This window comes from Lonepinella sp. MS14435 (assembly GCF_042485795.1).
Lineage (GTDB): Bacteria > Pseudomonadota > Gammaproteobacteria > Enterobacterales > Pasteurellaceae > Lonepinella.
In genome coordinates, this window is record NZ_CP169368.1 from 2,031,315 (window position 1) to 2,055,082 (window position 23,768).

The 23,768-nt window shown below is 37.8% G+C and carries 27 protein-coding genes; 10 read left to right on the forward strand and 17 right to left on the reverse strand.

The window, feature by feature from the left end; genetic code table 11:
* Positions 1-37: 37 nt before the first annotated feature.
* Positions 38-340: a secA translation cis-regulator SecM gene (gene secM / locus O1Q80_RS09610; protein ID WP_386687334.1), complete on the reverse strand. Its 303-nt coding sequence runs from the start codon at positions 338-340 to the stop codon at positions 38-40.
* A 94-nt stretch (positions 341-434) separates the two neighbouring features.
* Between secM and O1Q80_RS09615 the strand changes: the two genes are divergently transcribed.
* A complete protein-coding gene (locus tag O1Q80_RS09615; protein ID WP_386694737.1) occupies positions 435-755 on the forward strand; it encodes a DciA family protein in 321 nt (106 codons plus the stop codon).
* Positions 756-791: 36 nt separating this feature from the next.
* On the opposite strand, the gene O1Q80_RS09620 is transcribed toward O1Q80_RS09615, so the two are convergent.
* The 6 genes from O1Q80_RS09620 to fadR all read right to left on the reverse strand — a co-directional run bounded on the left by O1Q80_RS09620 (position 792) and on the right by fadR (position 6,724).
* The gene (locus tag O1Q80_RS09620; RefSeq protein WP_386694739.1) at positions 792-2,279 is read right to left on the reverse strand and encodes a nicotinate phosphoribosyltransferase; all 1,488 of its coding nucleotides are present in this window, start codon (positions 2,277-2,279) and stop codon (positions 792-794) included.
* A gap of 114 nt (positions 2,280-2,393) precedes the next feature.
* Positions 2,394-3,251, reverse strand: coding sequence for a Dam family site-specific DNA-(adenine-N6)-methyltransferase (locus tag O1Q80_RS09625; protein ID WP_386687340.1), 858 nt, complete (start codon positions 3,249-3,251; stop codon positions 2,394-2,396).
* Positions 3,252-3,268: 17 nt separating this feature from the next.
* Entirely contained in the window at positions 3,269-4,357 is a 1,089-nt protein-coding gene (aroB, locus tag O1Q80_RS09630) for a 3-dehydroquinate synthase (RefSeq protein ID WP_386694741.1), read from the reverse strand.
* 30 nt (positions 4,358-4,387) lie between these two features.
* Entirely contained in the window at positions 4,388-4,915 is a 528-nt protein-coding gene (aroK, locus tag O1Q80_RS09635) for a shikimate kinase AroK (protein ID WP_386687344.1), read from the reverse strand.
* Positions 4,916-5,085: 170 nt separating this feature from the next.
* Positions 5,086-5,979 (reverse strand): site-specific tyrosine recombinase XerD, encoded by an 894-nt coding sequence (gene xerD / locus O1Q80_RS09640; protein ID WP_386687346.1) that lies wholly within the window; start codon positions 5,977-5,979, stop codon positions 5,086-5,088.
* Positions 5,980-5,998: 19 nt separating this feature from the next.
* Positions 5,999-6,724 (reverse strand): fatty acid metabolism transcriptional regulator FadR, encoded by a 726-nt coding sequence (fadR, locus tag O1Q80_RS09645; protein WP_386694742.1) that lies wholly within the window; start codon positions 6,722-6,724, stop codon positions 5,999-6,001.
* A 150-nt stretch (positions 6,725-6,874) separates the two neighbouring features.
* Here fadR and nhaB point away from each other — a divergent pair, with 150 nt between their 5' ends.
* Both nhaB and dsbB read left to right on the forward strand, forming a co-directional pair.
* Positions 6,875-8,443, forward strand: a complete 1,569-nt coding sequence (gene nhaB / locus O1Q80_RS09650; protein WP_386694744.1) for a sodium/proton antiporter NhaB — start codon at positions 6,875-6,877, stop codon at positions 8,441-8,443.
* Positions 8,444-8,465: 22 nt separating this feature from the next.
* Positions 8,466-9,005: a disulfide bond formation protein DsbB gene (gene dsbB, locus O1Q80_RS09655; protein WP_386694746.1), complete on the forward strand. Its 540-nt coding sequence runs from the start codon at positions 8,466-8,468 to the stop codon at positions 9,003-9,005.
* 67 nt (positions 9,006-9,072) lie between these two features.
* Here dsbB and O1Q80_RS09660 read toward each other — a convergent pair whose 3' ends face one another.
* A complete protein-coding gene (locus O1Q80_RS09660) occupies positions 9,073-11,670 on the reverse strand; it encodes a penicillin-binding protein 1A (protein ID WP_386694748.1) in 2,598 nt (865 codons plus the stop codon).
* A gap of 117 nt (positions 11,671-11,787) precedes the next feature.
* On the opposite strand from O1Q80_RS09660, the gene O1Q80_RS09665 reads away from it, so the two are divergent.
* The 5 genes from O1Q80_RS09665 to O1Q80_RS09685 are packed head-to-tail and all read left to right on the forward strand — an operon-like array spanning position 11,788 to position 15,459.
* Positions 11,788-12,603 carry a hypothetical protein gene (locus O1Q80_RS09665; protein WP_386694750.1) on the forward strand — a complete coding sequence of 272 codons (816 nt, stop codon included), beginning with the start codon at positions 11,788-11,790 and terminating at the stop codon, positions 12,601-12,603.
* Positions 12,587-13,141, forward strand: a complete 555-nt coding sequence (locus O1Q80_RS09670) for a competence protein B (protein ID WP_386694752.1) — start codon at positions 12,587-12,589, stop codon at positions 13,139-13,141. The genes O1Q80_RS09665 and O1Q80_RS09670 overlap by 17 nt, the downstream gene beginning before the upstream one ends.
* Positions 13,119-13,658: a competence protein gene (locus O1Q80_RS09675; protein WP_386694753.1), complete on the forward strand. Its 540-nt coding sequence runs from the start codon at positions 13,119-13,121 to the stop codon at positions 13,656-13,658. The genes O1Q80_RS09670 and O1Q80_RS09675 overlap by 23 nt, the downstream gene beginning before the upstream one ends.
* Before the next feature lies 1 nt (position 13,659).
* Positions 13,660-14,049: a pilus assembly protein PilP gene (locus O1Q80_RS09680; protein ID WP_386694754.1), complete on the forward strand. Its 390-nt coding sequence runs from the start codon at positions 13,660-13,662 to the stop codon at positions 14,047-14,049.
* Positions 14,050-14,058: 9 nt separating this feature from the next.
* Positions 14,059-15,459 (forward strand): type IV pilus secretin PilQ, encoded by a 1,401-nt coding sequence (locus O1Q80_RS09685; RefSeq protein WP_386694756.1) that lies wholly within the window; start codon positions 14,059-14,061, stop codon positions 15,457-15,459.
* Positions 15,460-15,497: 38 nt separating this feature from the next.
* Here O1Q80_RS09685 and acpP read toward each other — a convergent pair whose 3' ends face one another.
* The 7 genes from acpP to yceD all read right to left on the reverse strand — a co-directional run bounded on the left by acpP (position 15,498) and on the right by yceD (position 20,454).
* Positions 15,498-15,728 (reverse strand): acyl carrier protein, encoded by a 231-nt coding sequence (acpP, locus tag O1Q80_RS09690; RefSeq protein WP_115637124.1) that lies wholly within the window; start codon positions 15,726-15,728, stop codon positions 15,498-15,500.
* Between the two features lie 239 nt (positions 15,729-15,967).
* Positions 15,968-16,696, reverse strand: a complete 729-nt coding sequence (gene fabG, locus O1Q80_RS09695) for a 3-oxoacyl-ACP reductase FabG (RefSeq protein ID WP_386687367.1) — start codon at positions 16,694-16,696, stop codon at positions 15,968-15,970.
* A gap of 20 nt (positions 16,697-16,716) precedes the next feature.
* The gene (gene fabD, locus O1Q80_RS09700) at positions 16,717-17,658 is read right to left on the reverse strand and encodes an ACP S-malonyltransferase (RefSeq protein WP_386694758.1); all 942 of its coding nucleotides are present in this window, start codon (positions 17,656-17,658) and stop codon (positions 16,717-16,719) included.
* A 50-nt stretch (positions 17,659-17,708) separates the two neighbouring features.
* On the reverse strand, positions 17,709-18,659 hold the full coding sequence (locus tag O1Q80_RS09705) for a beta-ketoacyl-ACP synthase III (RefSeq protein ID WP_386694760.1): 951 nt from the start codon (positions 18,657-18,659) through the stop codon (positions 17,709-17,711).
* A 41-nt stretch (positions 18,660-18,700) separates the two neighbouring features.
* Complete coding sequence (gene plsX / locus O1Q80_RS09710; RefSeq protein ID WP_386694762.1) at positions 18,701-19,720, reverse strand: phosphate acyltransferase PlsX; 1,020 nt, start codon at positions 19,718-19,720, stop codon at positions 18,701-18,703.
* A gap of 21 nt (positions 19,721-19,741) precedes the next feature.
* Positions 19,742-19,912 carry a 50S ribosomal protein L32 gene (rpmF, locus tag O1Q80_RS09715; protein ID WP_132302023.1) on the reverse strand — a complete coding sequence of 57 codons (171 nt, stop codon included), beginning with the start codon at positions 19,910-19,912 and terminating at the stop codon, positions 19,742-19,744.
* A gap of 17 nt (positions 19,913-19,929) precedes the next feature.
* Positions 19,930-20,454, reverse strand: a complete 525-nt coding sequence (yceD, locus tag O1Q80_RS09720; protein WP_386694763.1) for a 23S rRNA accumulation protein YceD — start codon at positions 20,452-20,454, stop codon at positions 19,930-19,932.
* Positions 20,455-20,651: 197 nt separating this feature from the next.
* Here yceD and asd point away from each other — a divergent pair, with 197 nt between their 5' ends.
* Positions 20,652-21,521: an archaetidylserine decarboxylase gene (gene asd, locus O1Q80_RS09725; protein WP_386694764.1), complete on the forward strand. Its 870-nt coding sequence runs from the start codon at positions 20,652-20,654 to the stop codon at positions 21,519-21,521.
* 33 nt (positions 21,522-21,554) lie between these two features.
* Complete coding sequence (locus O1Q80_RS09730; RefSeq protein ID WP_386694766.1) at positions 21,555-22,181, forward strand: FKBP-type peptidyl-prolyl cis-trans isomerase; 627 nt, start codon at positions 21,555-21,557, stop codon at positions 22,179-22,181.
* Positions 22,182-22,226: 45 nt separating this feature from the next.
* Here O1Q80_RS09730 and ispH read toward each other — a convergent pair whose 3' ends face one another.
* The gene (gene ispH, locus O1Q80_RS09735; protein ID WP_386687381.1) at positions 22,227-23,171 is read right to left on the reverse strand and encodes a 4-hydroxy-3-methylbut-2-enyl diphosphate reductase; all 945 of its coding nucleotides are present in this window, start codon (positions 23,169-23,171) and stop codon (positions 22,227-22,229) included.
* Positions 23,168-23,674, reverse strand: a complete 507-nt coding sequence (lspA, locus tag O1Q80_RS09740; RefSeq protein WP_386687383.1) for a signal peptidase II — start codon at positions 23,672-23,674, stop codon at positions 23,168-23,170. Before lspA ends, ispH begins: the two co-directional genes overlap by 4 nt.
* Positions 23,675-23,768 lie beyond the last annotated feature (94 nt).

Consider the following 23,768-nt stretch of genomic DNA (forward strand, 5'->3'; position numbering starts at 1 on the left):
TTATATCAAAAGCGGGAAAATAAAGATAAATCAAAAATTATGCGAAAGGGCTACCACGAATAGGGGCATATTCGGCAAAAACCTTTGCCACAAAGTGCGGTGTAAATTTAACAAATTTTTTTGAAATAACAGCAGGTTGTGCAGGATAAGTGAGAGATAGATTTTGCTGTTTAATTTGATAAATTGCACGCAACACTTGCTGTTGATTAGATTGATTTTGATATTCTTGCGGATACTCGTTTATGCGATCCGTCACCTGAACATCAGGCAAAGCAAAAATCGCAATCATACTAACCAGTAATTGCGACCAAAAATTGTGCTTACCCTTTGTTAAAATCATTATTCTCTGTTATCTCATAAAAAATTAGTCAAATTATACCGAAAATCCGTTAGAATGTCGTTAAATATATGGGTGATTGACGAGAAAACAAGCTATGACACAAAAACGCTATCAAAAAGCCGTAAATATCAAGGATCTATTAAACACCTCCGAGCTTGCCAAAATAATGAAAAAAGGCTTATTTATTAATGAATTAAATAAAAAGTTAGAAAAACGCTTCCCCCCCCAGTTCAAGGGATTGTATCGTCTGGCAAATTTCACTGAGAATAGTCTAAATATTGAAGTTACCAACGCAATGGTGCGACAAGGTTTGTTGTTTCATCAAAATGAATTGTTACAGTACGTTCAGCAAGATATGCCAGAAATTACGCAATTAAAATTTACTATCAATCCTGAGTTAAACAAAACAAACTAAAGTGCGATATTTCACACCGCACTTTGCCCCTCTCATTTACTCATCAAACATCGTATGCTGACGAATTTGGTCAAAATCAGTATGATTATGTAATTTACCGTTTTCGAAAATAAGCTGTAATTTATCATCGCTAAAATCACTTTCTGCGGTTAAACCATCAATATAATGATCTAAATCCAGCACCTTAACGCGTCCCCGTTGGGATTTTTTCAAGCCATTATCCGTTTTGGGGGCTTTAAAAATCGCTTTTTCTACACCATTAATGGTAATCGAAGTGGCTTTTACTGCAAAACCTAAGGTATCTCTGGTGTTACTTTGGTAAGTGCGAGAACCGACACCGAATACAATATTACTTGAAGCAAAACCTTTTTCTTTCAATCCATTAAGAATATTCACCATTTTCTCAAAGTTTACGCCGTCACCATAAATTACGCCAATATGCGGATCTAAAACTTTATAGCCTTTACTATTCAGCGTGCCACCGAAAATATCCCATAGGCTTTCCACTAGCCCTTTGCGTTCTACCTCGGTTTCAGCTTGTAAATTGCCACATAAAATATCCATGGCATCACCACTATCAGGGCGGATCACAACACGAGCGTGTTCAGGGCGAGCCATTATTTCATCTTTCAGAATAGGTAAATTTACCGCAATGTTATGCCAAAAATCTGTGGTATCTGCCACGATAGACAGCATATTATTGGGAAATTTTGCCATTAAATAACGAAAAGTTGGCAATTCATCTACACCGTGGGAACTCATCACTGAATGTTCACTGGCGGGAATAGAGGTGCCAACTAATGCTTGACTACCATAATAATAATCTACATAGGAAATGGCTGGAATAGTGTCTGTACCTAAAAACGCAGTTAAATGTCCTGCTCCTGATGTTTCGGCACTTTCCAAGGAACTCATGCCTCGCATAGAAAAATCATGGGATTGAAAAGCAATATGAGCGTTGTTATCACAGGTTTGTTTGGCATATTGCAATAAGGTTTTTCGATAAACTCTCGCAATCGAAGCGGAGGTAATTGGTTGCCATAAGGATACATTAATCAAGGTTTCCACATAGTTTGTCAACCAGAAAAAATCCTTATGGGTATTTTCAATCGTCATCATCGGCACTCGCATTGCTACGGAAAGCCCCTCGGGAATAGCTTTAATGCGTAATGGTAAATAACCTAGATCATGTAATTGAGCAATATGTTCGCCTGTGGTTTGAATGGCTAAAGTGCGGTGAATAAATTTAATATATTCGTCAACTACTTGCTGTTTTGGGCGAGCAAAAAAGTTTTGGTTAAAATAATTTATCAGATATTTAACAATAAACGATTGAAAACCAAAGGAAACTGCTCTATCCAAATGTGGAGCTAAGTGATTGCTGCGAGGTGTAAAAGTGCTATAAATAATTTCAGAGTGTTCAGGATATTGTTCACGATGTGATACTTTATAAAAATCGCAAAGTAACATAGGTATCGCAGTGGCTGGTTGTAAATAGGGTGCTGGATATTGGTTATGTATCATAAAACTCTCCTTAAGTATCGTCTTACAATACAAATTGTATCAAATTTAGCCACAATAGGAAATATATATTACAAATTTACGTTAAAAATAAATAAAATAAATATTTTGTAATATTTATTTTACCTTAAAAAAAGCAATAATTTCCCCAACTTTCACTCGACTAGCAGATTGATGACTGATAGAACGTTGAACGCGAATTTTCCGTAAACTTGCTCCTTTATAAATTTGTCGGATAAATTTAGTATCATGATTAGAAATCAGCACGGGGATATTTCGCTCTGTTTGGGTTTGTTTGGCTAAATCCGCTAACGCTTGTTGATGTACTACGCTAAAATCATTGCCTGAATACTGGGTGAAATTACTCGCTTGTACTAAAGGGGCATAAGGTGGATCACAATAGATCACTGAATTTTCGTCAGCCAAAGCAAAGGTTTGTTGAAAATCTCCGCAAATAAACACCGCACTTTTTGCTTTCTCAGCAAAATAACGCATTTCTTGTTCGGGGAAATAGTGATTTTTATACGAACCAAAGGGGACATTAAATTCATTTCTAGCATTGTAACGGCATAAACCGTTAAAGCCAAAACGGTTTAAATAAACAAATAATACCGAGCGTAAGAAAGGATCAGTCGATTGATTAAATTCATCACGCCGTGCGTAATAATAGTTGGCAGTGTTAGCATCTGGGTGAAAAAAAATCGGTTTTAGGCTATCTATGTAGTTTTCAACATCAGCTTTAATGGTATTGAACAGATTAATCAGATCTGGATTAATATCCGCTAAAATATAACGCTCAAATTGACTATTCAGAAACACCGACCCAGCCCCGACAAAAGGCTCAATAAGACATTGTTTACGTTTTGGCAACAGGCGATTAATGTCATCGGTTAAGCGGTATTTTCCTCCCGCCCATTTTAAAAAGGAACGATATTTTTTGACCTCTTTAACTGATTTTTTCGCCTGTTTTGCCATATTTATAGGAAAAAAGATTAATTGGTTTGAGTACAAGCAGAAATTGCAGCCAACACCAAAGATTTATCGGTGTCTGTTGCTACATAGGCTTGTCCTAAAGTTTTTAATAATACGAGGCGAAGTTTGCCAGCTAACACTTTTTTATCACGCATCATGTGGGGTAAATAATCTTCTGGCTGCATTGTGTCAGGGCTAACAGTGGGTAAATTGGCTCGAGCTAATAATTTTTCTAAACGCCCTATCTCAGCTTTGCTGATATGACCTAGTTGCTCGGATAAGGCAGCAGCCATCATCATTCCTGCGGCAATCGCTTCACCATGTAACCAATTACCATAGCCTAAATGGGTTTCAATGGCATGCCCGAATGTATGCCCCAGATTTAATAAGGCACGGTCACCTTTTTCTGTTTCATCACGAGCCACAACATCGGCTTTGATTTGACAACAGCGAGCTATACAATATTGCAATTCATCTTGTTTTAATGCCACTAGCTGATCAATGTGTTGTTCCAACCAATCAAAAAACGCTAAATCTAAAATTGCCCCGTATTTAATGACTTCCGCCAAACCCGCATTAACTTCTCGTTTTGGCAACGTATTTAGGGTTAAAGTATCAATAATCACGGTGATCGGTTGATAAAATGCTCCGATCATATTTTTACCTAACGGGTGATTGACGGCTGTTTTTCCTCCCACGGAAGAATCGACTTGAGCCAATAAGGTAGTAGGGATTTGAATGAATTTAATGCCACGTTGATAGCTAGCTGCAGCATAACCAGCAACATCACCAATTACACCGCCCCCCAATGCAATCAATGTGGTATCTCGTCCATGATTTTGTTTTAAAAGTGCGGTGAAAATTAAATCTAAAGATTGTAAAGTTTTGTATTTTTCACCGTCAGGCAATAATACTGAATTCACGTTACAACCGATTTTTTCTAGGGTTTGCGTAACTGTCGCTAAATATAAAGGTGCAATCGTTTCATTGCTGACGATCATCACTTTATCGCCTGATTTCAACGGATAAACGGTAGGATCTTTTAGCAAATTCTCGCCAATGCAAATTGGATAACGGCGTTCTTTTAATTCAACATTGACAGTCAACATATTGCACCTATTAAATTGTTTTAAGAATGATTAACCTTGGAAATTATCAATCAAATCAATAATTTGATTAGCCATCAATTTCGCACTTTGCTCATCAGTTGGCAAGACAATATCTGCCACCTCTTCATATAATGGATTACGCACTTCGGCTAAATCTTCCAACACTTGACGAACATCATCGACCCCTTGTAGTAATGGGCGTTTCTTATCACGTTGAGTTCGTTCATATTGTTTATCTACCGTTGTTTGTAGATAAATAACGATACCACGCGCAGAGAGATGATTACGCGTATCTTTAGAAAGCACTGCCCCCCCCCCAGTTGAGAGTACAATGCCTTGCCGTTGCGTTAATTCGCTAATAATCCGTTCTTCACGCTTACGAAAACCTGCTTCGCCTTCAATATCAAAAATCCAGCCAATATCAGCCCCTGCCCGAGCTTCAATTTCATTATCGGAATCAACAAATTCCATACTTAGTTGCTGTGCCAACTGGCGACCAATAGTGCTTTTTCCTGCCCCCATTGGACCAACTAAAAAAATATTACGTTTTTCTGCCATTGTTATTCTTTTCGTCTATTATTTAAAGTAAAAAAATTAATCCCATATCGTAAAAATTATCAACGATAAAAAAGGATCACCAAAACTGTGGAATTATCGCAATAAATGCCCTATGTTTTCAACCTTAAAGCAAAATTTATTTTATGTTTTGCGTATTTTCTCCACATTATTTAACCACGAGGGTGGAATTTTTCATGTAAAAGTTTCAAGCGTTCTTTCGCCACATGAGTATAAATTTGTGTAGTTGATAGATCACTATGCCCAAGTAACATTTGTACTACCCGAAGATCTGCCCCATGATTGACTAAATGCGTAGCAAAAGCATGACGCAGAACATGAGGTGAAAGACTTTCGGTATTAATTTCTGCTAAAATCGCATAATGTTTGATCCTATGCCAGAAAGTTTGCCGAGTCATTTGCACTGCTCTTTTGCTTGGAAAAACCACATCTGAACTCTGTCCATTCAATAACATCGGACGACCATATAACACAAATTGATTCACCCAATAACTCGCTTCTTCACCCATAGGCACAATACGTTCTTTATTACCTTTACCAATTACTCGCACTACACCTTGCTGTAAACTAATATTATCCATAGTTAGAGAAACTAATTCGGTAACTCGCAAGCCTGTCGCATACAATAACTCCAACATAGCTTTATCACGTAATTCTAGTGGTTCATCGGTGCTAGGGCATTCCAGTAAATCCCCCACTTGCTCTTCACTTAAATATTTCGGTAAACGACTTGGTAATTTGGGAGAACTTAATACCGCACTAGGATCATCTTGGCGATATTGTTCTCGATATAAATATTGAAATAATTTCCGCATTGCACTGAGCAAACGAGCCGTACTGGTTGCTTTATAGCCCTTTTCCACACGTTCACCGAGAAATTGTTGTAAATGAACTGCATCTAATTCAAGCAAGGTTAGTGCTTGCTGCACAGACCAATCAGAAAGTGCAGTTAAATCAAGGCGGTAGGATTGAATAGTATTATCCGACAAGCCTTTCTCTAACCACAGTTCATTTAAAAATAATTCAATAAGTGCGGTGTCTTTCATGGTTGTTTTTTAAGTGAAATTACAAACCAAAATCTTCAGGTAAATTCTTCAAAATATCTATCCAAATCACACTATTACGTTCTCGATGCTGTGCCAAGCAAGTGGCGACTTGTTCACTGTCTTTTATCTCGCAAGCCTGTTGTAAAGATTGATAAAACATAAAAGCCATTTGGCGATAAATAGGATTAACAAAAAATAACTTTGCTACTTGATGATACATTTGTTTAAAACTGTTTAAGATTAAACCATAAACAGGTTTATTCGCAATAAAAGTAAATTGACGGAATAAATAATAATCAAATTCCGCATAGGATTGAGCATCATCTTCAAGTTTATTTAACTTTTCGAATACTTTCAAGGATTCTTCAGGGTTCATTTGAACGGCTTCTGGAATATAATATTCCGCCATTCTAGTACGTAATGACACTACATTAGAAATAATAGTTGGCATCACACCACGATCGAGCTGAATAATCGTACTAATAATATTTGGTCCTCCCGTTTCCCAAATATCATTCACATGAGTGGGTTTGCCATGTTGGATACTTAACCAACCTTCACGGGCTAACCGTTGTAAAACTTCACGTAGGGTTGTGCGAGTTACCCCAATTTTGTCTGCTAACTCACGTTCTGCAGGTAAATCTGATCCAGCAGGGAAACGATTGTTCCAAATACTTTGCACAATATATTCTTCTGCTAATGCTGCAGGACTTTGTGCTTTTAATAATAGTTGTTGATTTGTCATATTTAGGTACTTTTCTTTAACGTAGATCAAAAAAATTCTCAAATAAGAGTGAATATACTGGCAATTTTTTTATTTACAGGTAAAAATAACAACCTATTATCAGTTTAAACCAACAGATATGCAAAGCATATTTTAAAAGGATGTATTTATATGAATTATGTTCAAGCATTTATGAATAACTTTTTGGGTAAAAGCCCAAACTGGTATAAAGTTACCATTGTAGTATTTTTGCTCATCAATCCTGTAATATTTTGGGTCAATCCTTTTATTGCTGGTTGGTTACTAGTGGTAGAATTTATTTTCACCTTAGCCATGGCATTAAAATGTTATCCGTTACAACCTGGTGGTATGCTAGCGATTGAAGCTATTACCATAGGAATGACCAGCCCAGAACATGTTAAAGCCGAAATTATGGCGAATTTTGAAGTTATCCTGTTATTAATGTTTATGGTAGCAGGTATTTACTTCATGAAACAATTACTACTTTATGTTTTCACCAAATTATTACTCAGAATCCATTCTAAAATCACTTTATCTGTTTCTTTCTGTTTAAGTGCGGCATTTCTTTCCGCTTTCTTAGACGCCTTAACCGTTATCGCTGTAATTATTAGCGTTGGTATGGGATTTTATGGAGTTTATCACAAAGTTGCCTCAGGTGCATCTTTTGAAGATTCTACCGACATCACTAATGATGATAAAATTAGCAATAACAACCGCACCCTTGATGAATTCCGAGCTTTCTTACGTAGCTTATTAATGCACGCAGCAGTCGGAACAGCATTAGGTGGGGTAATGACCATGGTTGGTGAACCACAAAACTTAATTATTGCGGAACAATCTGGTTGGAAATTTGTAGAATTTTTCTTACGTATGGGACCTGTTACCGTTCCAGTCCTAATCTGTGGTATTTTAACTTGTATTCTAGTAGAAAAATTCCGCTTATTCGGTTATGGTGCTAGATTGCCACGTAAAGTCTGGTCCGTATTAGCGAAATACGACCGTAACCAAGAAATGAAAATGACATCACAAGATAAAGTCAAATTATTGGTACAAATTTTCGTTGGTATTTGGTTAATACTTGGTTTAGCTTTCCATTTAGCCGCTGTTGGTCTAATTGGTTTAAGCGTCATTATTTTGACCACTGCTTATTGCGGAGTAACAAGTGAACACGAGCTAGGACGAGCTTTCCAAGAATCGTTACCTTTCACCGCTTTATTAGTAGTATTTTTCTCCATTGTTGCTGTGATTATCGACCAACACTTATTTGCTCCACTGATTCACTTTGTACTCAATGCAGCGGAAAATGTACAATTACTGCTATTCTATGTGTTCAATGGCTTATTATCTGCTATCTCGGATAATGTTTTCGTAGCAACGGTTTATATCAATGAAGCCAAACAGGCATTAATGGAAAATTCGATTTCTGCACAACAATTTGAACTCCTCGCCGTAGCCATTAATACTGGTACAAACTTGCCATCCGTTGCCACACCAAACGGACAAGCTGCATTCTTATTCCTATTAACCTCTTCACTTGCCCCGCTAATTCGTTTATCCTATGGTAGAATGGTCTATATGGCATTACCTTACACCATTGTTTTAACGATTGTCGGTCTAATTAGCGTAGAATATTTTCTACCAGGTGTAACACAATGGTTAATGAATGCTGGTTTAATTGGAAGTCCACACATTCCACTTGAACCAGTTATTGCACACTAATGACTTGTAAAAGGGAAATTAAATGCTTAATTATATTAAAGTGCTGTCAAACAAAAGAACAATTTGGTTATTATTATTTATCTCTGCATTTTGTTTAGAATTGACCGCACTTTATTTTCAACACGGCATAGGATTAAATCCTTGCGTAATGTGCATTTATGAACGTGTTGCATTATTTGGCATTCTATTTGCTGGCTTAATCGGTTTACTCGCTCCACGCTTTACCTTGATGCGATTACTCGCCCTAGTATTTGGCTTATGGGGAGCGATTAAAGGTTTATTGCTTTCGATTAAGCACCTCAACTACCAACTTAATCCAAACCCTTGGGATCAATGCCCTGTGACCGTAGAATTTCCCAATACCTTGCCACTAGATAAATGGTTCCCTGAAATATTCCATCCGACAGGGCTGTGTAGTGAAATTAACTGGACATTTCTAGGTTTTACCATGGTGCAATGGTTGGTATTTATTTTTGCGGTTTATAGTATTATCTTTGCTGTGATATTCCTCAGTCAATTTCTAGGTGGTCGAATAAAGAATCATCGTAGATTATTTCACTAACTGATACAAAAAAAGTGCGGTGTAAAAAATTTATCTTTTTTACACCGCACTTGCTATTTAACTTCAACTAAAACAACTCTTGCCGACCATTTGGCGTATCCACTGGTGGTAAATGACTACCATTTGGATTATTAAACCGTTCCATTACCGCTGGTGGTACATAATAGCCTTTTTCTTGTATAAAGGCTCGTTTTGGTTCTGTGCCTTTAATAAAATATTCCACTCTACCACCACTTGCTGAGAGTAAGCCTGAACCAGTGTCAATTTGTTTTTCTACAATATTTGGCGGTACTACAGTTTCTCTTTCAGGAATATCTTGCAAGCTGGTCTTCATATAAGCAATCCAAGCTGGCATTGCACTACTCGCCCCTGCTTCCCCCTTACCGAGATTACGCTTATTATCATCAAAACCAATATATACTGTAGTAGTAATATTCGCCCCAAATCCAGCATACCAAGCTACTTTAGAATTGTTGGTAGTCCCCGTTTTTCCGCCAATATCTTGACGTTTAATTTCATTCGCCATACGCCAACTAGTGCCTTTCCAGCCTAAGCCTTTCTCACCGAAAATAGCTGTGTTTAACGCACTACGAATCAGGAAAGCCAGCTCGCCACTAATAACACGAGGGGCATATTGCACTTGTGAATTTTGGGTTTTACTTTCTGTCATAAAACTCAATTCATCTTCCTTTAACTTACCATCTTTCCCTGCTAATTCTGGGTTATCGTCTGATACATCAATATCTTCGGGATCAACATTCGCCACATTATCCCGTGCCAATGCCCCATTTTCTAACGCTTGGGCATTGACTTGGAAACCATCAATTTTCTCGTTGGTTGTACCATAAATCACGGGAATATCATCACAACTTATACAAGCAATTTTTGGATTCGCCACAAAAATTTCTTTGCCCGTATTATCCAACACTTTTTCGACTAAATAAGGCTCAATTAAGAAACCACCATTGTCAAACACAGCATAGGCTCTTGCCATATCTAATGGAGTGAAAGATGCTGCCCCTAAGGCAAGAGATTCACTAGCAAAATATTGCTCTCGCTTAAAACCAAATCGCTCTAAAAATTCGGCGGTAAAAGGTACACCTGCCATCTGAATGGTGCGAATCGCAATCATATTTTTTGATTGACCTAACCCCACACGTAATCGCATTGGACCGTCATAACGATCAGGCGAATTTTTGGGTTTCCATTCCTTTTGACCAGCTTTCTTAATCACAATCGGACTATCTTGTAATACACTAGATAAGGTTAAGCCCTTTTCTAATCCTGCCGCATAAATAAAGGGTTTAATGGTTGAGCCAACTTGAACTAAAGATTGCGTAGCACGATTAAATTTACTTTGTTCAAAACTAAATCCACCGACAATGGCTTCAATCGCACCATTATCACTATTTAATGCCACCAACGCAGAATTCACTTCAGGAATTTGCCCTAAAATCCAGTCACCATTATCACGTTTACGCACCCATATTTGTTCTCCTGTTTTTGGTGCCTTACTCCCCGCCCAACTCATCGCAGAATTTGCTAACGTGATATTATCGCCAGAACTAAGTAATAATTTAGCCCCATCCTTACCTGTAGAAAGCACTGCCGCTGACACAAAAGGTTCGGAGTTTGGCAATTTACGTAATTCATCAATAATTTTCTCTGGGTCCCATGCCTTATCGCCTTTCCCCCATAACATCACACCGCCTCGATAACCATGTCTTATATCATAGGCAATCACATTATCACGTACTGCTTTTTGGGCTTGATATTGATCCTGAGATAATACCGTAGTATAAACTTTGTAACCCCGATTATAAGAAACATCTTCGCCATAGCGTTTCACCATTTCTTGTCGCACCATTTCGGTCACATAATCCGCACGGAAATCTAATTGAGCCCCGTGGTATTTAGCCACCACAGGTTCTTGAATAGCAGTATTATATTCTTCTTGAGTAATAAATTTGGTTTCTAACATCCGCCCTAACACTAGATTACGGCGATCAGTAGCACGTTTTAAGGAATATAAAGGATTCATTGTAGATGGAGCTTTTGGTAAACCCGCAATAACCGCCATTTCAGATAAAGATAATTCATTCAGACTCTTACCAAAATAGGTTTTAGCTGCCGCTGCCACACCATAGGATCGATAACCAAGATAGATTTTATTTAAATACAACTCTAAAATTTCTTCTTTAGTTAAGGCATTTTCAATTTCAATCGCCAACACGGCTTCTTTAACCTTACGAATTAAAGTTTTTTCAGGCGTTAAAAAGAAGTTCCGAGCTAACTGTTGGGTGATCGTACTTGCCCCCTGTGATGCACCACCATTACTAATAGCCACCGATACTGCTCGAGCAATCCCCACGGGATCCACACCATGATGTTCATAAAAACGGCTATCTTCAGTGGCAATAATGGCGTTAATTAACTGTTTTGGTACATCCGCTAATTTCACTGGAATACGGCGTTGTTCTCCCACTTCACCAATTAATTTACCGTCTGCCGTATAAATTTGCATCGGTTGTTGTAATTCCACTGTCTTTAAACTTTCTACATCTGGCAACCCCGATTTAATATGCATATAGCCCAAACCGACCAAAACACAACCTAATATGACCATTGTGAGTAAGGTACTTAATATTAATTTTGCGATCTTCATTCCAAAATTTACTCTTAATTAATGTGTTAATACATTTTTTCGATAATACTCTAGCCTAATAGTATAAAGATTAACACCCTTAAGCGAAAGTAAAAAATAGCAATAAAAGGATGACAAATGGGAAAATTAATTAAAAAAAATACTACTATCCAAGTGGGAATATGGCTTACTCAGCATTATTTTGAATTAGTTTGGTTTAATCAAGATAAAGTGGAGAATAATTCACCGCACTTTTGTCGTGTCGATATTAATGCACCCAATACCATTAACTCAACCTTATTCGAACAAATTTCAAACCAAATGGAAATTCAACGACCGCTAGAAATCAAATGGGTAACAGCCATATTGCCACACCAAGTTTGGTTTAAAAGTTTACTCTTACAACATCATCTAAACGAGAGTGAATGCGATCACCAATGCCGTTATACACTAGAAAATGAATTACCGATTCCCCTTGATGATCTTTGGTTTGATTATATAACCCTACCCTTAAAGCAAGGGTTACGTTTGGATATTTTTGCCGTTCGGAAAATCGTGGCACAAAGTTTATTGATACAGTTTCTACCCTTAAATATCAAGGTATTAGATACGGTTGTGAGCTGTCTATACAGAGCCTTTTGCTATACGCTACAAACTACACCATCAAATCATAGTTTACTTATCTACCAAGATGAACAAAACACCATTTTATTTCGTCAAACACAGCAAGAATGGCAAATTCTATCCCATCCCTCACAAGCTAATTTAATCGAGCTATATCAGCTATTTGCACAACGTTACCAGCAAAAAATCGATGATGTTTGGCTATATTCACAAGCTAAAAATATCCAGTTTCATGCGAAATATCAACGAATAACATCTGATATACCACTTATCGCATTAGGTGCATCACTTTGGCAAAAAAACTGGCAACAAAATGAAAATGGCTATTAATTTATTGCCTTGGCGTTTGGAATTACATCAACAACGTAGTCGTCAAGAATTATGGCGACTCGCTTTGTTGATCATGTTGATAATGTTAAGTTATTTCGGTTTAACCCAATTTGCCGATTATTATCAACTGCAATACGCAGAACAATTACAAAAACAACAAAGTATTCAGCAACAGTTGAATCAAGTAGAACAGAAAATCATGCAATTTCAGCAACGATTACAGCGTAACGGCAAGCAAAGTGCGGTGGAAATTCCATCAAATTTTGTGGACGTTTTATTTCAGTTACTGTCTGAATTGCCGATTGAACAAGGTGAACTGCAAATACTACAATTTTCTGCCAGCCAATTCACCTTACAAGGTAAAGCACACGATCAAGCAGAATTTGAACAAATCCATCAATTTTTTAAACAACATCCACAAATCAATCAACTAAAACTTTCACAATTTTCACCACAGTCTGACGGTACTTTACAATTTGAGTTTCAGTTGCAATTCATTAATATGGAGAACCCAAATGCACTGGACGATACTGAATAATCCTGAGAATTTGTGGGGAAAGTGGCTTAAACTTTCCTATGGCAAACACCTTATCAGCTTTATCCTATTAGGGATAGTTGTCTTATATTTTCCGTTATTTCAAGGGATATCCCATTATTATTTATTCACCCAAACCGAACAACAAACTATCCATATTCAACAGGATCTTGAGCATAAACAACAACTATTACAAGGTATTAAACAACAAATGGAACAACATTTACTAACCCCTGAATTAGCTAATCAGTTACCGCCAATCAATCAAACGGTACAACAGTTATCTGGCACGTTACAATTTGAAAATCATCAATGGATCTTTAATCAAAAGCCACAATTAACCTTGCATATACAAGGTTATTTTAGCGATCTAACCCATTTTATCACCACACTTTTAGCTCAACACAATGCGTTACACTTGGTATCACTACAAATTCGTAAAGCGGAAAATATTGATTATTCCATTGAAAGTGATGTTATCTTCCAATTAAACTTCACTCAACATCAGAGAGAAAAATAAAATGTTAACAAAAATAACTAGCCTCATTATTGCCTTATTTTGTTCGGTTGCTCTAGCCAAAACGGATCCATTTGATAAAAATCAACGTACTCAGGACATGGTTCAATCTGACAACACAGCAAAAACTCAAACTGCCCAATGTTTACAAAAACACGCCAATATCATGCCTAAAACCCCCTTTAACCAATTAACGCTTATCGGCATTTTACTGTTCAAAGATAGAAAACAAATTTTACTGCAAAATAAAAACGGTGAGATTGATAGTGCCAAAGAACATGATTTAATTGGCATAGACAGTTATCAACTACAAAATATCAACAAAACACAAGCCGAATTCTTAACTTGGAAAGCGGATTGTAGTGCTGGTGAAGTAATCATTTTAAAATTATAGGAATAACCAATGAACACCTTGATTTATCTATTAAAGTTTAGCCTAAAGTGCGGTTTAGTTTGGGCTATTTTTTTCACCAGCAGTTATGCTGAACAACCCGCTGATCTCACTTTTTCAATTCGATTAAAACAAGCACCATTGGTAGCCACCTTGCAACAGCTCGCATTAGAACAAAATGCGAATTTAATTATCAATGATGAACTCACAGGAACCTTATCCTTGCAATTAGAAAATACCACGCTCGATCAATTATTTCATTCTGTGGCAAAAATTAAAAATCTCTCCCTGATTAAAGAAAAAGGAATTTATTATCTGAATCAAGAAAATATGCCAACAAACGATGGTACAGGTGATTTTCCTGCAATATCTGATATATCTGCCCCAATCATAGAACCACTGCATACCGTTACTCTTAAATTACATTTTGCTAAAGCCTCAGAAGTGATGAAATCTTTAACCACTGGGAATGGATCTTTATTGTCTGGGGAAGGTAGCATTAGCTTTGATGATCGCAGTAATTTATTAATTGTGAAAGACAATGCTCAGTCTATTAAAAATATCCGCAAGTTAGTCAAAGAGTTAGATAAACCGATAGAACAAATTGCGATTGAAGCTCGCATTGTTACCATTACAGATGAAAGTTTACAAGAATTAGGGGTTCGTTGGGGATTATTTGATCCAACTAGCAGTTCACATAAAGTGGCAGGAAGCCTTGCTGCCAATGGTTTTAGCAATATTGCAGATAATTTAAATGTGAATTTCGGAGCAGTCAATACCCCTGCTGGTTCGCTGGCATTACAAGTGGCAAAAATTAATGGGCGTTTATTAGATTTAGAATTAACCGCACTTGAGCGAGAAAATAACGTCAAAATTATTGCCAGCCCCAAATTACTTACCACTAACAAAAAATCAGCGAGCATTAAACAAGGTACTGAAATCCCTTATGTATCGACCAACGAAAAAAGCGGTTCGCAAAATGTAGAATTTCGTGAAGCCGTATTAGGCTTAGAAGTAACTCCCCATATTTCACAAGATAATGCCATTTTGTTGGATCTTATCGTCAGCCAAAATTCGCCTGGAGCAGCAGTACAATCTGGTGAAGGAGAGGTGATCACCATTGATAAACAAGAAATTAACACGCAAGTATTTGCCAAAGATGGCGAAACCATTGTATTAGGTGGTGTATTTCAAGATACATTAAGTAAAGGTGTCGATAAAGTCCCTGTATTAGGTGATATTCCTGTGGTAAAACATCTATTCCGTAAACAAAATGATAAACACCAGAAACGAGAATTAGTCATTTTTGTTACCCCACATATTTTAAAACAAGGACAATCTATTCAAGATTTTGAGAAGAGTCGCCAGAAAGACAACAAAATTGTCGAAAGCAGAGGGAAGTTAATTGAATAGAAAAAATTTAGGCGGTTATTAAAACCGCCTAAAAGAAATTATTGATTGTTTTGAACGTAATCAATCGCAGATTGAACAGTGGTAATTTTCTCAGCTTCTTCATCAGGAATTTCAATATCAAATTCTTCTTCTAAAGCCATTACTAATTCAACGGTATCTAAAGAATCTGCACCTAAATCTTCAATAAATGAAGCTTCAGATTTTACTTCTTCTTCCTTAACACCTAATTGTTCAACAATGATTTTTTTTACGCGTTCTTCAATGCTCATTTTTGTTTCCTATTGTAATTTACCTAAATGGTGAGAGTTGTTAGTTTATGGATTTTTACAAAACTTGCAAGTGTTTTATTACAGGTCAAACCGCAAAAACCCTATACAATTAGGCTAATTCTACCATTAAGAAAAGAGTTTGGCTAGATAAAAACCCATTCAAAATGGAAAAAGTAGGCAAAATTAGAGTGTGTTTTCTTCGCTTACTTGCTTTTGCTCATGCAAAAGCAAGTAAGAAACTAAGCCATGTACATGCCACCATTAACGTGCAATGTATTTCCTGTAATATAACCCGCATCATCAGATGCCAAAAATGCAACTGCTTTCGCAATATCTTTCGGATCACCTAAACGACCAGCAGGCACCGCAGCAAGCGTAACAGCTTTTTGCTCTTCAGTCAGAGCTTCCGTCATATCTGTTGCAATAAAACCAGGTGCTACTACATTTACCGTAATACCACGCGAAGCGACTTCTTTAGCTAATGCTTTACTAAAACCGATTAAGCCTGCTTTAGCTGCACAGTAATTTGTTTGCCCAGCATTGCCCATTGAACCCACTACAGAACCAATGGTAATAATCCGTCCAAAGCGTTTTTTCATCATGGACCGTAGCATCGCTTTAGATAAATAGAACACAGAGGTTAAGTTGGTTTGTAAAATATCAAACCATTCTTCGTCTTTCATTCGCATTAACAGATTATCACGTGTAATCCCTGCATTATTGACTAAAATATCAATATCACCATGTTCAGCTTTAATTTTTGCTAGAACCTCTTCTATTGAGTTTTGATCTGCCACATTTAATACCAGACCTTTACCTTGTTCACCTAAATAAGCGGAAATACTTTCAGCCCCTTTTTCAGATGTAGCTGTACCAATAACAAATGCACCTTTGCTAACCAATTCTTCAGCAATAGCTTTACCAATACCACGAGTTGCCCCTGTGACTAATGCGATTTTACCTTGCATAATTTCTCCTTTTAATTTTATTAAGCCAATAGCTCTTTTACGCTTTCTAATGATTTCACATCATTGACTGCTATCGCTGTAAGATCTTTGACAATGCGACTTGTTAAGCCAGTTAATACTTTATTCGGTCCAATTTCTACTAAGACTTCTACACCACCGCTTTTTGCCATTTTTTCTACACTTTCCGTCCAGCGTACTGGGCTATAAAGTTGGCGTACAAGTGCGGTGCGAATAGCTGAACTTTCGTTTTCGGTTTTGACATCAACGTTATTAATCACTGGGGTAATAGGCGATTTTACCGCAATACTTTCTAAAGCAACGGCTAATTGATCAGCAGCTGGTTTCATTAATGCACAATGTGATGGCACACTCACCGCTAAAGGTAAGGCACGTTTTGCACCTGCTTCTTTACACGCCACAGCTGCACGCTCAACCGCTGCTTTCGAACCAGCAATCACTACTTGTCCTGGTGAGTTAAAGTTCACTGCAGAAACCACTTCACCCTGTTCCGCTGCCTTACACGCATTGATAATACTGTCATTATCTAATCCGATAATCGCATACATTGCTCCCGTCCCCTCAGGTACGGCTTGTTGCATTAACCGACCACGTAATTCCACCAGTTTGATTGCATCTTGGAAATCTATTGCTTCAGCACAAACTAATGCCGAATATTCACCCAAACTGTGTCCTGCCATAAGGTCTGGTTTTAGATCAGGATATTGTTGTTGCCAAACACGATAAATTGCCACAGAAGCGGCAAGTAAAGCAGGTTGGGTTTGCCAAGTTTTGTTTAATTCTTCTGCGGAACCTTGCTGAACTAATTGCCATAAATCATAACCAAGCACTTCTGAAGCCTGTTTAAACGTTTGTTCTACTACAGGAAATTCGGTGGCTAATTCCGCTAACATTCCTACACTTTGCGAACCTTGACCGGGGAAAACCATTGCAAATTTTTTCATTTTTCTTTCCTTCTCTAAAAAATTCTAAAAAAACACCGCACTTTTTACAGTTAGTAACGCACTAAAGCCGAACCCCAAGTCCAACCACCACCAAAGGCTTCAAGCAATAAAAGCTGACCGCGTTGAATACGTCCATCACGAATTGCTTCGTCTAAAGCGGTTGGCACTGTTGCCGCACTGGTATTAGCATATTTATCAAGCGTTACCACCACTTGCGACATATCCATTTCTAATTTTTTTGCCGTTGCTGAAATAATGCGTAGATTAGCTTGATGTGGCACTAACCAGTCAATAGCAGATTTATCTAAATTATTTGCTCTCAAAGTTTCTTCTACCACATTAGCCAATTCTCGCACGGCTAATTTAAAGGTTTCGTTACCTTGCATTTGAATAAAACCCGATTTTTCATCACCACGATTAGATTGCGGTAATAATAAGGTTTCATGGTGATCAGGGCTAGAATGTAAATGGCTAGATATAATACCTTGTTGTTCACTAGCTTCTAAAATCACTGCACCTGCACCATCACCAAATAAAATCACTGTACCACGATCAGTTTCATCTAAATTACGCGAATTAAGATCTGAACCAATGACTAGGGCTTTTTTTACTTGCCCAGTGCGAATAAATTGGTCTGCTACCGTTAAAGCATACACAAACCCTGTACAAGCCGCTGCAACATCAAAAGCAATAGCATCATCAATGTCTAATAGGGTTTGAATTTGGCATGCAGCACTGGGATAAGCATGTGAATTTGTAGTTGTCCCCACTACGATTAAATCAATATCATTAGGATCAAGATTTACCTGTTCAAGTGCCTTTTGAGCGGCTTGATACCCCATTGTAGCAACGGTTTCATCTGCCCCTGCAATACGGCGTTCTCTAATACCTGAACGAGTAACAATCCATTCGTCAGAGGTATCTACCATTTTTTCTAAATCGGCGTTAGTTCTAACTTGTTGTGGTAAATAACTACCAGTGCTTAAAATTCGACTATACATAGTTTTCTCATTATCTTTTATAATTTGTTAATCTTTTAAGGCTAATATTTTTCTAATCCAGCCAAAATCTTCTGTGGAATTTGTTGGCGAACCTGTAATGCCGCATCTTTAATTGCATTATCAAATGCCTCTACATTGGCACTACCGTGGCTTTTCACCACCACGGAAGTTAATCCAATTAAAGATGCCCCATTGTATTGATCAGGATTAATACTTTTTAAGCGTTGGTAACTATCTTTAAATAATCGACTCATCAACCAATTAAATAACGGTTTTAATAAATGATTACGTGATTTTCCCTTTAGTAAACCAATCACATTTTTCGCCGCCCCCTCAAGGGTCTTTAACGCAATATTACCAGCAAAACCATCACTCACAATCACATCAGCATTGCCATTGAGTAAATAATTGCCCTCAATAAAACCAATATAATTAAGTGCGGTGTCTTTTTCCAACATTTCTGCGGCAACGCGAATGGATTGATGACCTTTAATTGCTTCTACACCAATATTTAATAAAGCAATTCGTGGATATACTAAGTTTAACTGATTTTCAGCAAAAATCGATCCCATTAAGGCAAATTGATATAAATTTTCTGCATCACAATCAATATTTGCTCCAAGATCTAACATTACCGACCGCTTACCATCAATGGTAGGCAATAATGCCAGTAACGCTGGACGCTGAATTCCCTTTAAAGGTTGTAAAATGACTTTCGATAAACCCATTAATGCTGCGGTATTTCCAGCACTAACACACCCTTGTGCCTCCCCTTTTTGCACGGCTTCAATCGCTAATCGCATCGAACTTCCCCTACTATGACGTAAGGCATAGGTTAAACCTTGATCATTCTCAATTTGATGCGAGGTATGATAAATAGTTAGACGTTCAACTAATGCTTTCGGAGCATTGACGAGAAAAGGAGCAATCTGTTGGCTATCGCCAAACAATAGCAAAGATAGCATTGGATCATTTTCCAATGCTTTCAACGATGCGGGGATAGTAATACGGGGACCAATGTCCCCGCCCATCACATCTAACGCAAGGGTTAGACGACTCAAGTTATTACCTTATAACAGCAATTACTTATTGATCACTTTACGACCACGGTAGAAACCGTCAGCAGTAACGTGATGACGTAAATGAGTTTCACCACTTGCTTTATCAACTGATACTGCAGCAGTAGTCAAGGCATCGTGAGAGCGACGCATATCACGACGTGAACGAGATTTTTTATTTTGTTGAACAGCCACGGGCTTATCTCCTAAATTTACTTTTGCTTTAAACTAGCTAATACAGAGAACGGGTTCGGTTTTTTTGCCAATTCTTCTGGCAATTCACCAAATACCTGTTCCGCTACGGACACTTCACAGTGTTCAGATGAATGCATTGGAACGATAGGTAAAGACAAAATAAATTCATCTTCAATCGTACCAAGTAAATCTATTTCACCAAATTGATTAAATTCAATTGGTTCATAAATTTCGGGTAATTCATCGGCTCGATCCAAATTAGCCACTGGGCTATAACAGAAATCACAGCTTAGTGTTTGTACAAAAGGTTGTTCACAACGTTGACACTCGAGTTCGACATCAACTGTTGCATGACCTTTCATTACTACCAACTTTTGCGGATCAATGAAAAACGATAATGTCACCAGTGCATCACCAAGCACTTTTACTACAGACTCATTCAGACGTTCAAGCTGACTAGCGGCATAATAGCCATCATAATCAAGTCTTCGTTGGGCATCTTTAACAGGATCTGTCGTTAGGGGTAGTTTTACCTTTTGCATAGGGTGCGAATATTACCTTTTGATCGCCAATTAGTCAAAGAAAATTATCATTTTTTCTGCGAAAAGTCGATAATCTAATGAAAATTTAATTTAATTGTATCTACTTATTAAACCAGTTACTCAATTTAACCTAAATTTAAAGATTAATGCTATAATTAAAATGGAGTGATTATTTATTATTTAAGGAAAATGAATTTATGAATCAATTAACCTATTGGCAGCGTGTGAAAATTGCTTTTCAGTACGTTATGCCACAACTTTATCTAACGCAATTAGCAGGGTGGTTTGCCAAGCAAAAATGGGGGGCGGTAACTCACTTTGCGATTAAATTATTTGCTAAGAAATACAAAGTAAATATGCAAGAAGCAACTAAAACTGAATTTCATGCTTACGAGAGCTTCAATGAATTTTTTATTCGTTCCTTGTCAGAAAATGCTCGACAAATCAATCAAGATGCCTCTACACTGTGCTTACCTGCTGATGGCAAAATTAGCCAATGTGGGCGTATTTCTGATAATTTATTATTACAGGCAAAAGGTCACTTTTTTAGCTTAAATGATCTGTTAGCGGAAGATCAAGAATTAGTCAATGAATTTAAAAATGGTGAGTTCGCTACCACGTATTTATCACCCAGTGATTACCACCGCGTCCACATGCCTTGTAACGCTACCTTACGCAAAATGATTTATGTCCCAGGAGATTTATTCTCGGTTAATCCATTCTTAAATACCCATGTTCCTAACTTATTAGCTCGTAATGAACGTGTTATTTGTGTGTTTGATACTGAATTTGGTAAAATGATCCAAATTTTAGTGGGAGCAACCATTACCGCTAGCATTAGTACCGCTTGGGCTGGTATCATCACACCGCCACGTCCTAATGAAGTAAAAACTTGGACTTACGAAGGCGAAAACGCAATGAAACTTCAGAAAGGTCAAGAAATGGGTGCATTTCAACTCGGTTCAACCGTCATTAATTTATTTCAATCCAATAAAGTCCGTTTAGCTGACAACTTAGATGTGGATGCTGTAACCCGAGTTGGTCAAGTTCTCGCTTATAAAAAATAATCAATTCATAAAATTCATAAAAAAGGAAAATCTATGTCAATTTTTGACTCAGTAAAATTAGTAACAACTGCTGAAAAAGGCGGTTATGGTATCGGTTTACAAATTGGTCAACAGCTTGCTGATAGTGGTATGCAAGTTTCTGCGGAAGCTGTTGCCAAGGGTATTTATGATGTATTAAATCAAAATAAACCAGCCATAGATTTAAGTGAAGTCACTACAGCTTTACAACAAATTCAACAACAAGCACAAGAAGTGGCAAATGCACAATTTAAACAAATTGAAGACGAAGGTCGTGCATTCTTAGTGGAAAATGCCAAAAAAGATAATGTAAAAGTCACTGAAACAGGCTTACAATATGAAGTATTAAATCAAGGCAATGGCAATAAACCTACTCGCCAAGACAGTGTACGTGTACATTACACTGGCAAACTGATTGATGGTACTACCTTCGATAGCTCTGTGGTACGTGGTACTCCAGCGGAATTCCCTGTAAGTGGTGTTATTGCTGGTTGGACAGAAGCTCTCCAGTTAATGCCTGTAGGCTCAAAATGGCGGTTAACTATTCCACATAATCTTGCCTACGGTGAACGTGGTGCAGGTCAATCCATTCCACCGTTTAGTGTATTGGTGTTTGAAGTGGAATTGTTGGATATTTTGTAATGCTAACCCCAAAAGTGCGGTATTTTTTACCGCACTTTTCTAGTTCTAACTCACTTCCTTAATCCGCAACTCTTTAGGCACTTCAAAAACCGTATTTTCTTCACAGCCTTGTAGTTCTTCCACTTCTGTTACGCCCAGCTCTTTCAAACGACTAATCACCGATTGTACCAACACTTCGGGAGCAGAAGCACCAGCCGTTAAGCCGATGGTTTCAACACCTTTTAACCATTCAGGATCAATATCGGTCGCATCATCAAGTAATTTCGCAGGTGTTCCCATTCTATTAGATAACTCAGCTAAACGATTTGAATTAGAGGAATTTTTGGAACCGACCACAATTACCAAATCCGATTGCTCGGCTAAATCTCGCACCGCCTGCTGACGATTGGTGGTCGCATAGCAAATATCATTTTTACGAGGACCTTGAATACTCGGATATTTTTGTTTTAACGCCTCAATCACATCTGCGGTATCATCAATAGACAGTGTGGTTTGGGTCATAAAGGTGAGATCTTCATTGTCATGCAATTTGAGTTTAGCAATATCTTCCACATCTTCCACAAGGAAAATACCGCCGTCATCATTACTATATTGCCCCATTGTACCTTGCACTTCGGGGTGTCCTTGGTGTCCGATTAAAATAGCTTTGGTGCCTTTTTTACTGGCACGAGCCACTTGCATGTGGACTTTGGTGACCAATGGGCAAGTGGCATCAAATACTCTCAGATTTCGGCGTTTGGCTTCCTGCCGTACCGCCTGCGATACGCCATGAGCAGAGAAAATCACAATCGAACCATCTGGCACTTCGTCCAATTCTTCGACAAAAATTGCCCCACGTTCCCGCAATCCATTGACGACAAAACGGTTATGTACCACTTCGTGACGTACGTAAATCGGTGCCCCATGAATTTCTAACGCAAGTTCAACAATGCTAATCGCTCGGTCAACGCCCGCACAGAATCCTCTCGGGTTGGCTAAAATGATTTTCACGCTTTTTTCTCGCTCTTTTTATGTTCACCATTTTTTAAGGCATCCAGTACCAACAACCCTGCCCCCACACAGATAGCAATATCCGCCACATTAAACACGGGATAATGCCAATCTTGCCAATAAAAATCCAAAAAATCGACCACGAAACCGTGATACATGCGATCCACCATATTACCTAATGCTCCGCCAATAATCAGGGCATAAGCAGAATTTTGTAACTTTTGAAGTGCGGTGTTTTTTTGCAGAAAATAAATTAATATGGCAGAAATGGTTAATGCTAGCCCAATAAAAAAGTATTTTTGCCAACCACTGTGATCGGCTAAAAAACTAAACGCTGCCCCTGTGTTGCGGGCGTAGGTTAGGTTAAAAATTGGGAGTATGTTGATGCTTTCGTAGAGTTGGAAATTTTCTACGATGATGTATTTGGTCGCAAGATCGGCGATAAAGGCGAAGAGTGCGAGCCAGAGGTAGGGTAAGCCGTTTTTGTTTTGTTTTGATGTCATTATTTTGTTTTTTATAAATTTGGTTGATTTTAATTTAAATCGGGTTTCGCTGTTGGCGATTTACTTTTTCTTTGCTTTTAATAAGTTCGTATTT

What these genes read in the sequence shown, in the direction of transcription:
- secM (WP_386687334.1), bottom strand. Translation starts at nt 340, where the DNA reads ATGATTTTAACAAAGGGTAAGCACAATTTTTGGTCGCAATTACTGGTT.
- O1Q80_RS09615 (WP_386694737.1), top strand. Translation starts at nt 435, where the DNA reads ATGACACAAAAACGCTATCAAAAAGCCGTAAATATCAAGGATCTATTA.
- O1Q80_RS09620 (WP_386694739.1), bottom strand. Translation starts at nt 2,279, where the DNA reads ATGATACATAACCAATATCCAGCACCCTATTTACAACCAGCCACTGCG.
- O1Q80_RS09625 (WP_386687340.1), bottom strand. Translation starts at nt 3,251, where the DNA reads ATGGCAAAACAGGCGAAAAAATCAGTTAAAGAGGTCAAAAAATATCGT.
- aroB (WP_386694741.1), bottom strand. Translation starts at nt 4,357, where the DNA reads ATGTTGACTGTCAATGTTGAATTAAAAGAACGCCGTTATCCAATTTGC.
- aroK (WP_386687344.1), bottom strand. Translation starts at nt 4,915, where the DNA reads ATGGCAGAAAAACGTAATATTTTTTTAGTTGGTCCAATGGGGGCAGGA.
- xerD (WP_386687346.1), bottom strand. Translation starts at nt 5,979, where the DNA reads ATGAAAGACACCGCACTTATTGAATTATTTTTAAATGAACTGTGGTTA.
- fadR (WP_386694742.1), bottom strand. Translation starts at nt 6,724, where the DNA reads ATGACAAATCAACAACTATTATTAAAAGCACAAAGTCCTGCAGCATTA.
- nhaB (WP_386694744.1), top strand. Translation starts at nt 6,875, where the DNA reads ATGAATTATGTTCAAGCATTTATGAATAACTTTTTGGGTAAAAGCCCA.
- dsbB (WP_386694746.1), top strand. Translation starts at nt 8,466, where the DNA reads ATGCTTAATTATATTAAAGTGCTGTCAAACAAAAGAACAATTTGGTTA.
- O1Q80_RS09660 (WP_386694748.1), bottom strand. Translation starts at nt 11,670, where the DNA reads ATGAAGATCGCAAAATTAATATTAAGTACCTTACTCACAATGGTCATA.
- O1Q80_RS09665 (WP_386694750.1), top strand. Translation starts at nt 11,788, where the DNA reads ATGGGAAAATTAATTAAAAAAAATACTACTATCCAAGTGGGAATATGG.
- O1Q80_RS09670 (WP_386694752.1), top strand. Translation starts at nt 12,587, where the DNA reads ATGAAAATGGCTATTAATTTATTGCCTTGGCGTTTGGAATTACATCAA.
- O1Q80_RS09675 (WP_386694753.1), top strand. Translation starts at nt 13,119, where the DNA reads ATGCACTGGACGATACTGAATAATCCTGAGAATTTGTGGGGAAAGTGG.
- O1Q80_RS09680 (WP_386694754.1), top strand. Translation starts at nt 13,660, where the DNA reads ATGTTAACAAAAATAACTAGCCTCATTATTGCCTTATTTTGTTCGGTT.
- O1Q80_RS09685 (WP_386694756.1), top strand. Translation starts at nt 14,059, where the DNA reads ATGAACACCTTGATTTATCTATTAAAGTTTAGCCTAAAGTGCGGTTTA.
- acpP (WP_115637124.1), bottom strand. Translation starts at nt 15,728, where the DNA reads ATGAGCATTGAAGAACGCGTAAAAAAAATCATTGTTGAACAATTAGGT.
- fabG (WP_386687367.1), bottom strand. Translation starts at nt 16,696, where the DNA reads ATGCAAGGTAAAATCGCATTAGTCACAGGGGCAACTCGTGGTATTGGT.
- fabD (WP_386694758.1), bottom strand. Translation starts at nt 17,658, where the DNA reads ATGAAAAAATTTGCAATGGTTTTCCCCGGTCAAGGTTCGCAAAGTGTA.
- O1Q80_RS09705 (WP_386694760.1), bottom strand. Translation starts at nt 18,659, where the DNA reads ATGTATAGTCGAATTTTAAGCACTGGTAGTTATTTACCACAACAAGTT.
- yceD (WP_386694763.1), bottom strand. Translation starts at nt 20,454, where the DNA reads ATGCAAAAGGTAAAACTACCCCTAACGACAGATCCTGTTAAAGATGCC.
- asd (WP_386694764.1), top strand. Translation starts at nt 20,652, where the DNA reads ATGAATCAATTAACCTATTGGCAGCGTGTGAAAATTGCTTTTCAGTAC.
- O1Q80_RS09730 (WP_386694766.1), top strand. Translation starts at nt 21,555, where the DNA reads ATGTCAATTTTTGACTCAGTAAAATTAGTAACAACTGCTGAAAAAGGC.
- lspA (WP_386687383.1), bottom strand. Translation starts at nt 23,674, where the DNA reads ATGACATCAAAACAAAACAAAAACGGCTTACCCTACCTCTGGCTCGCA.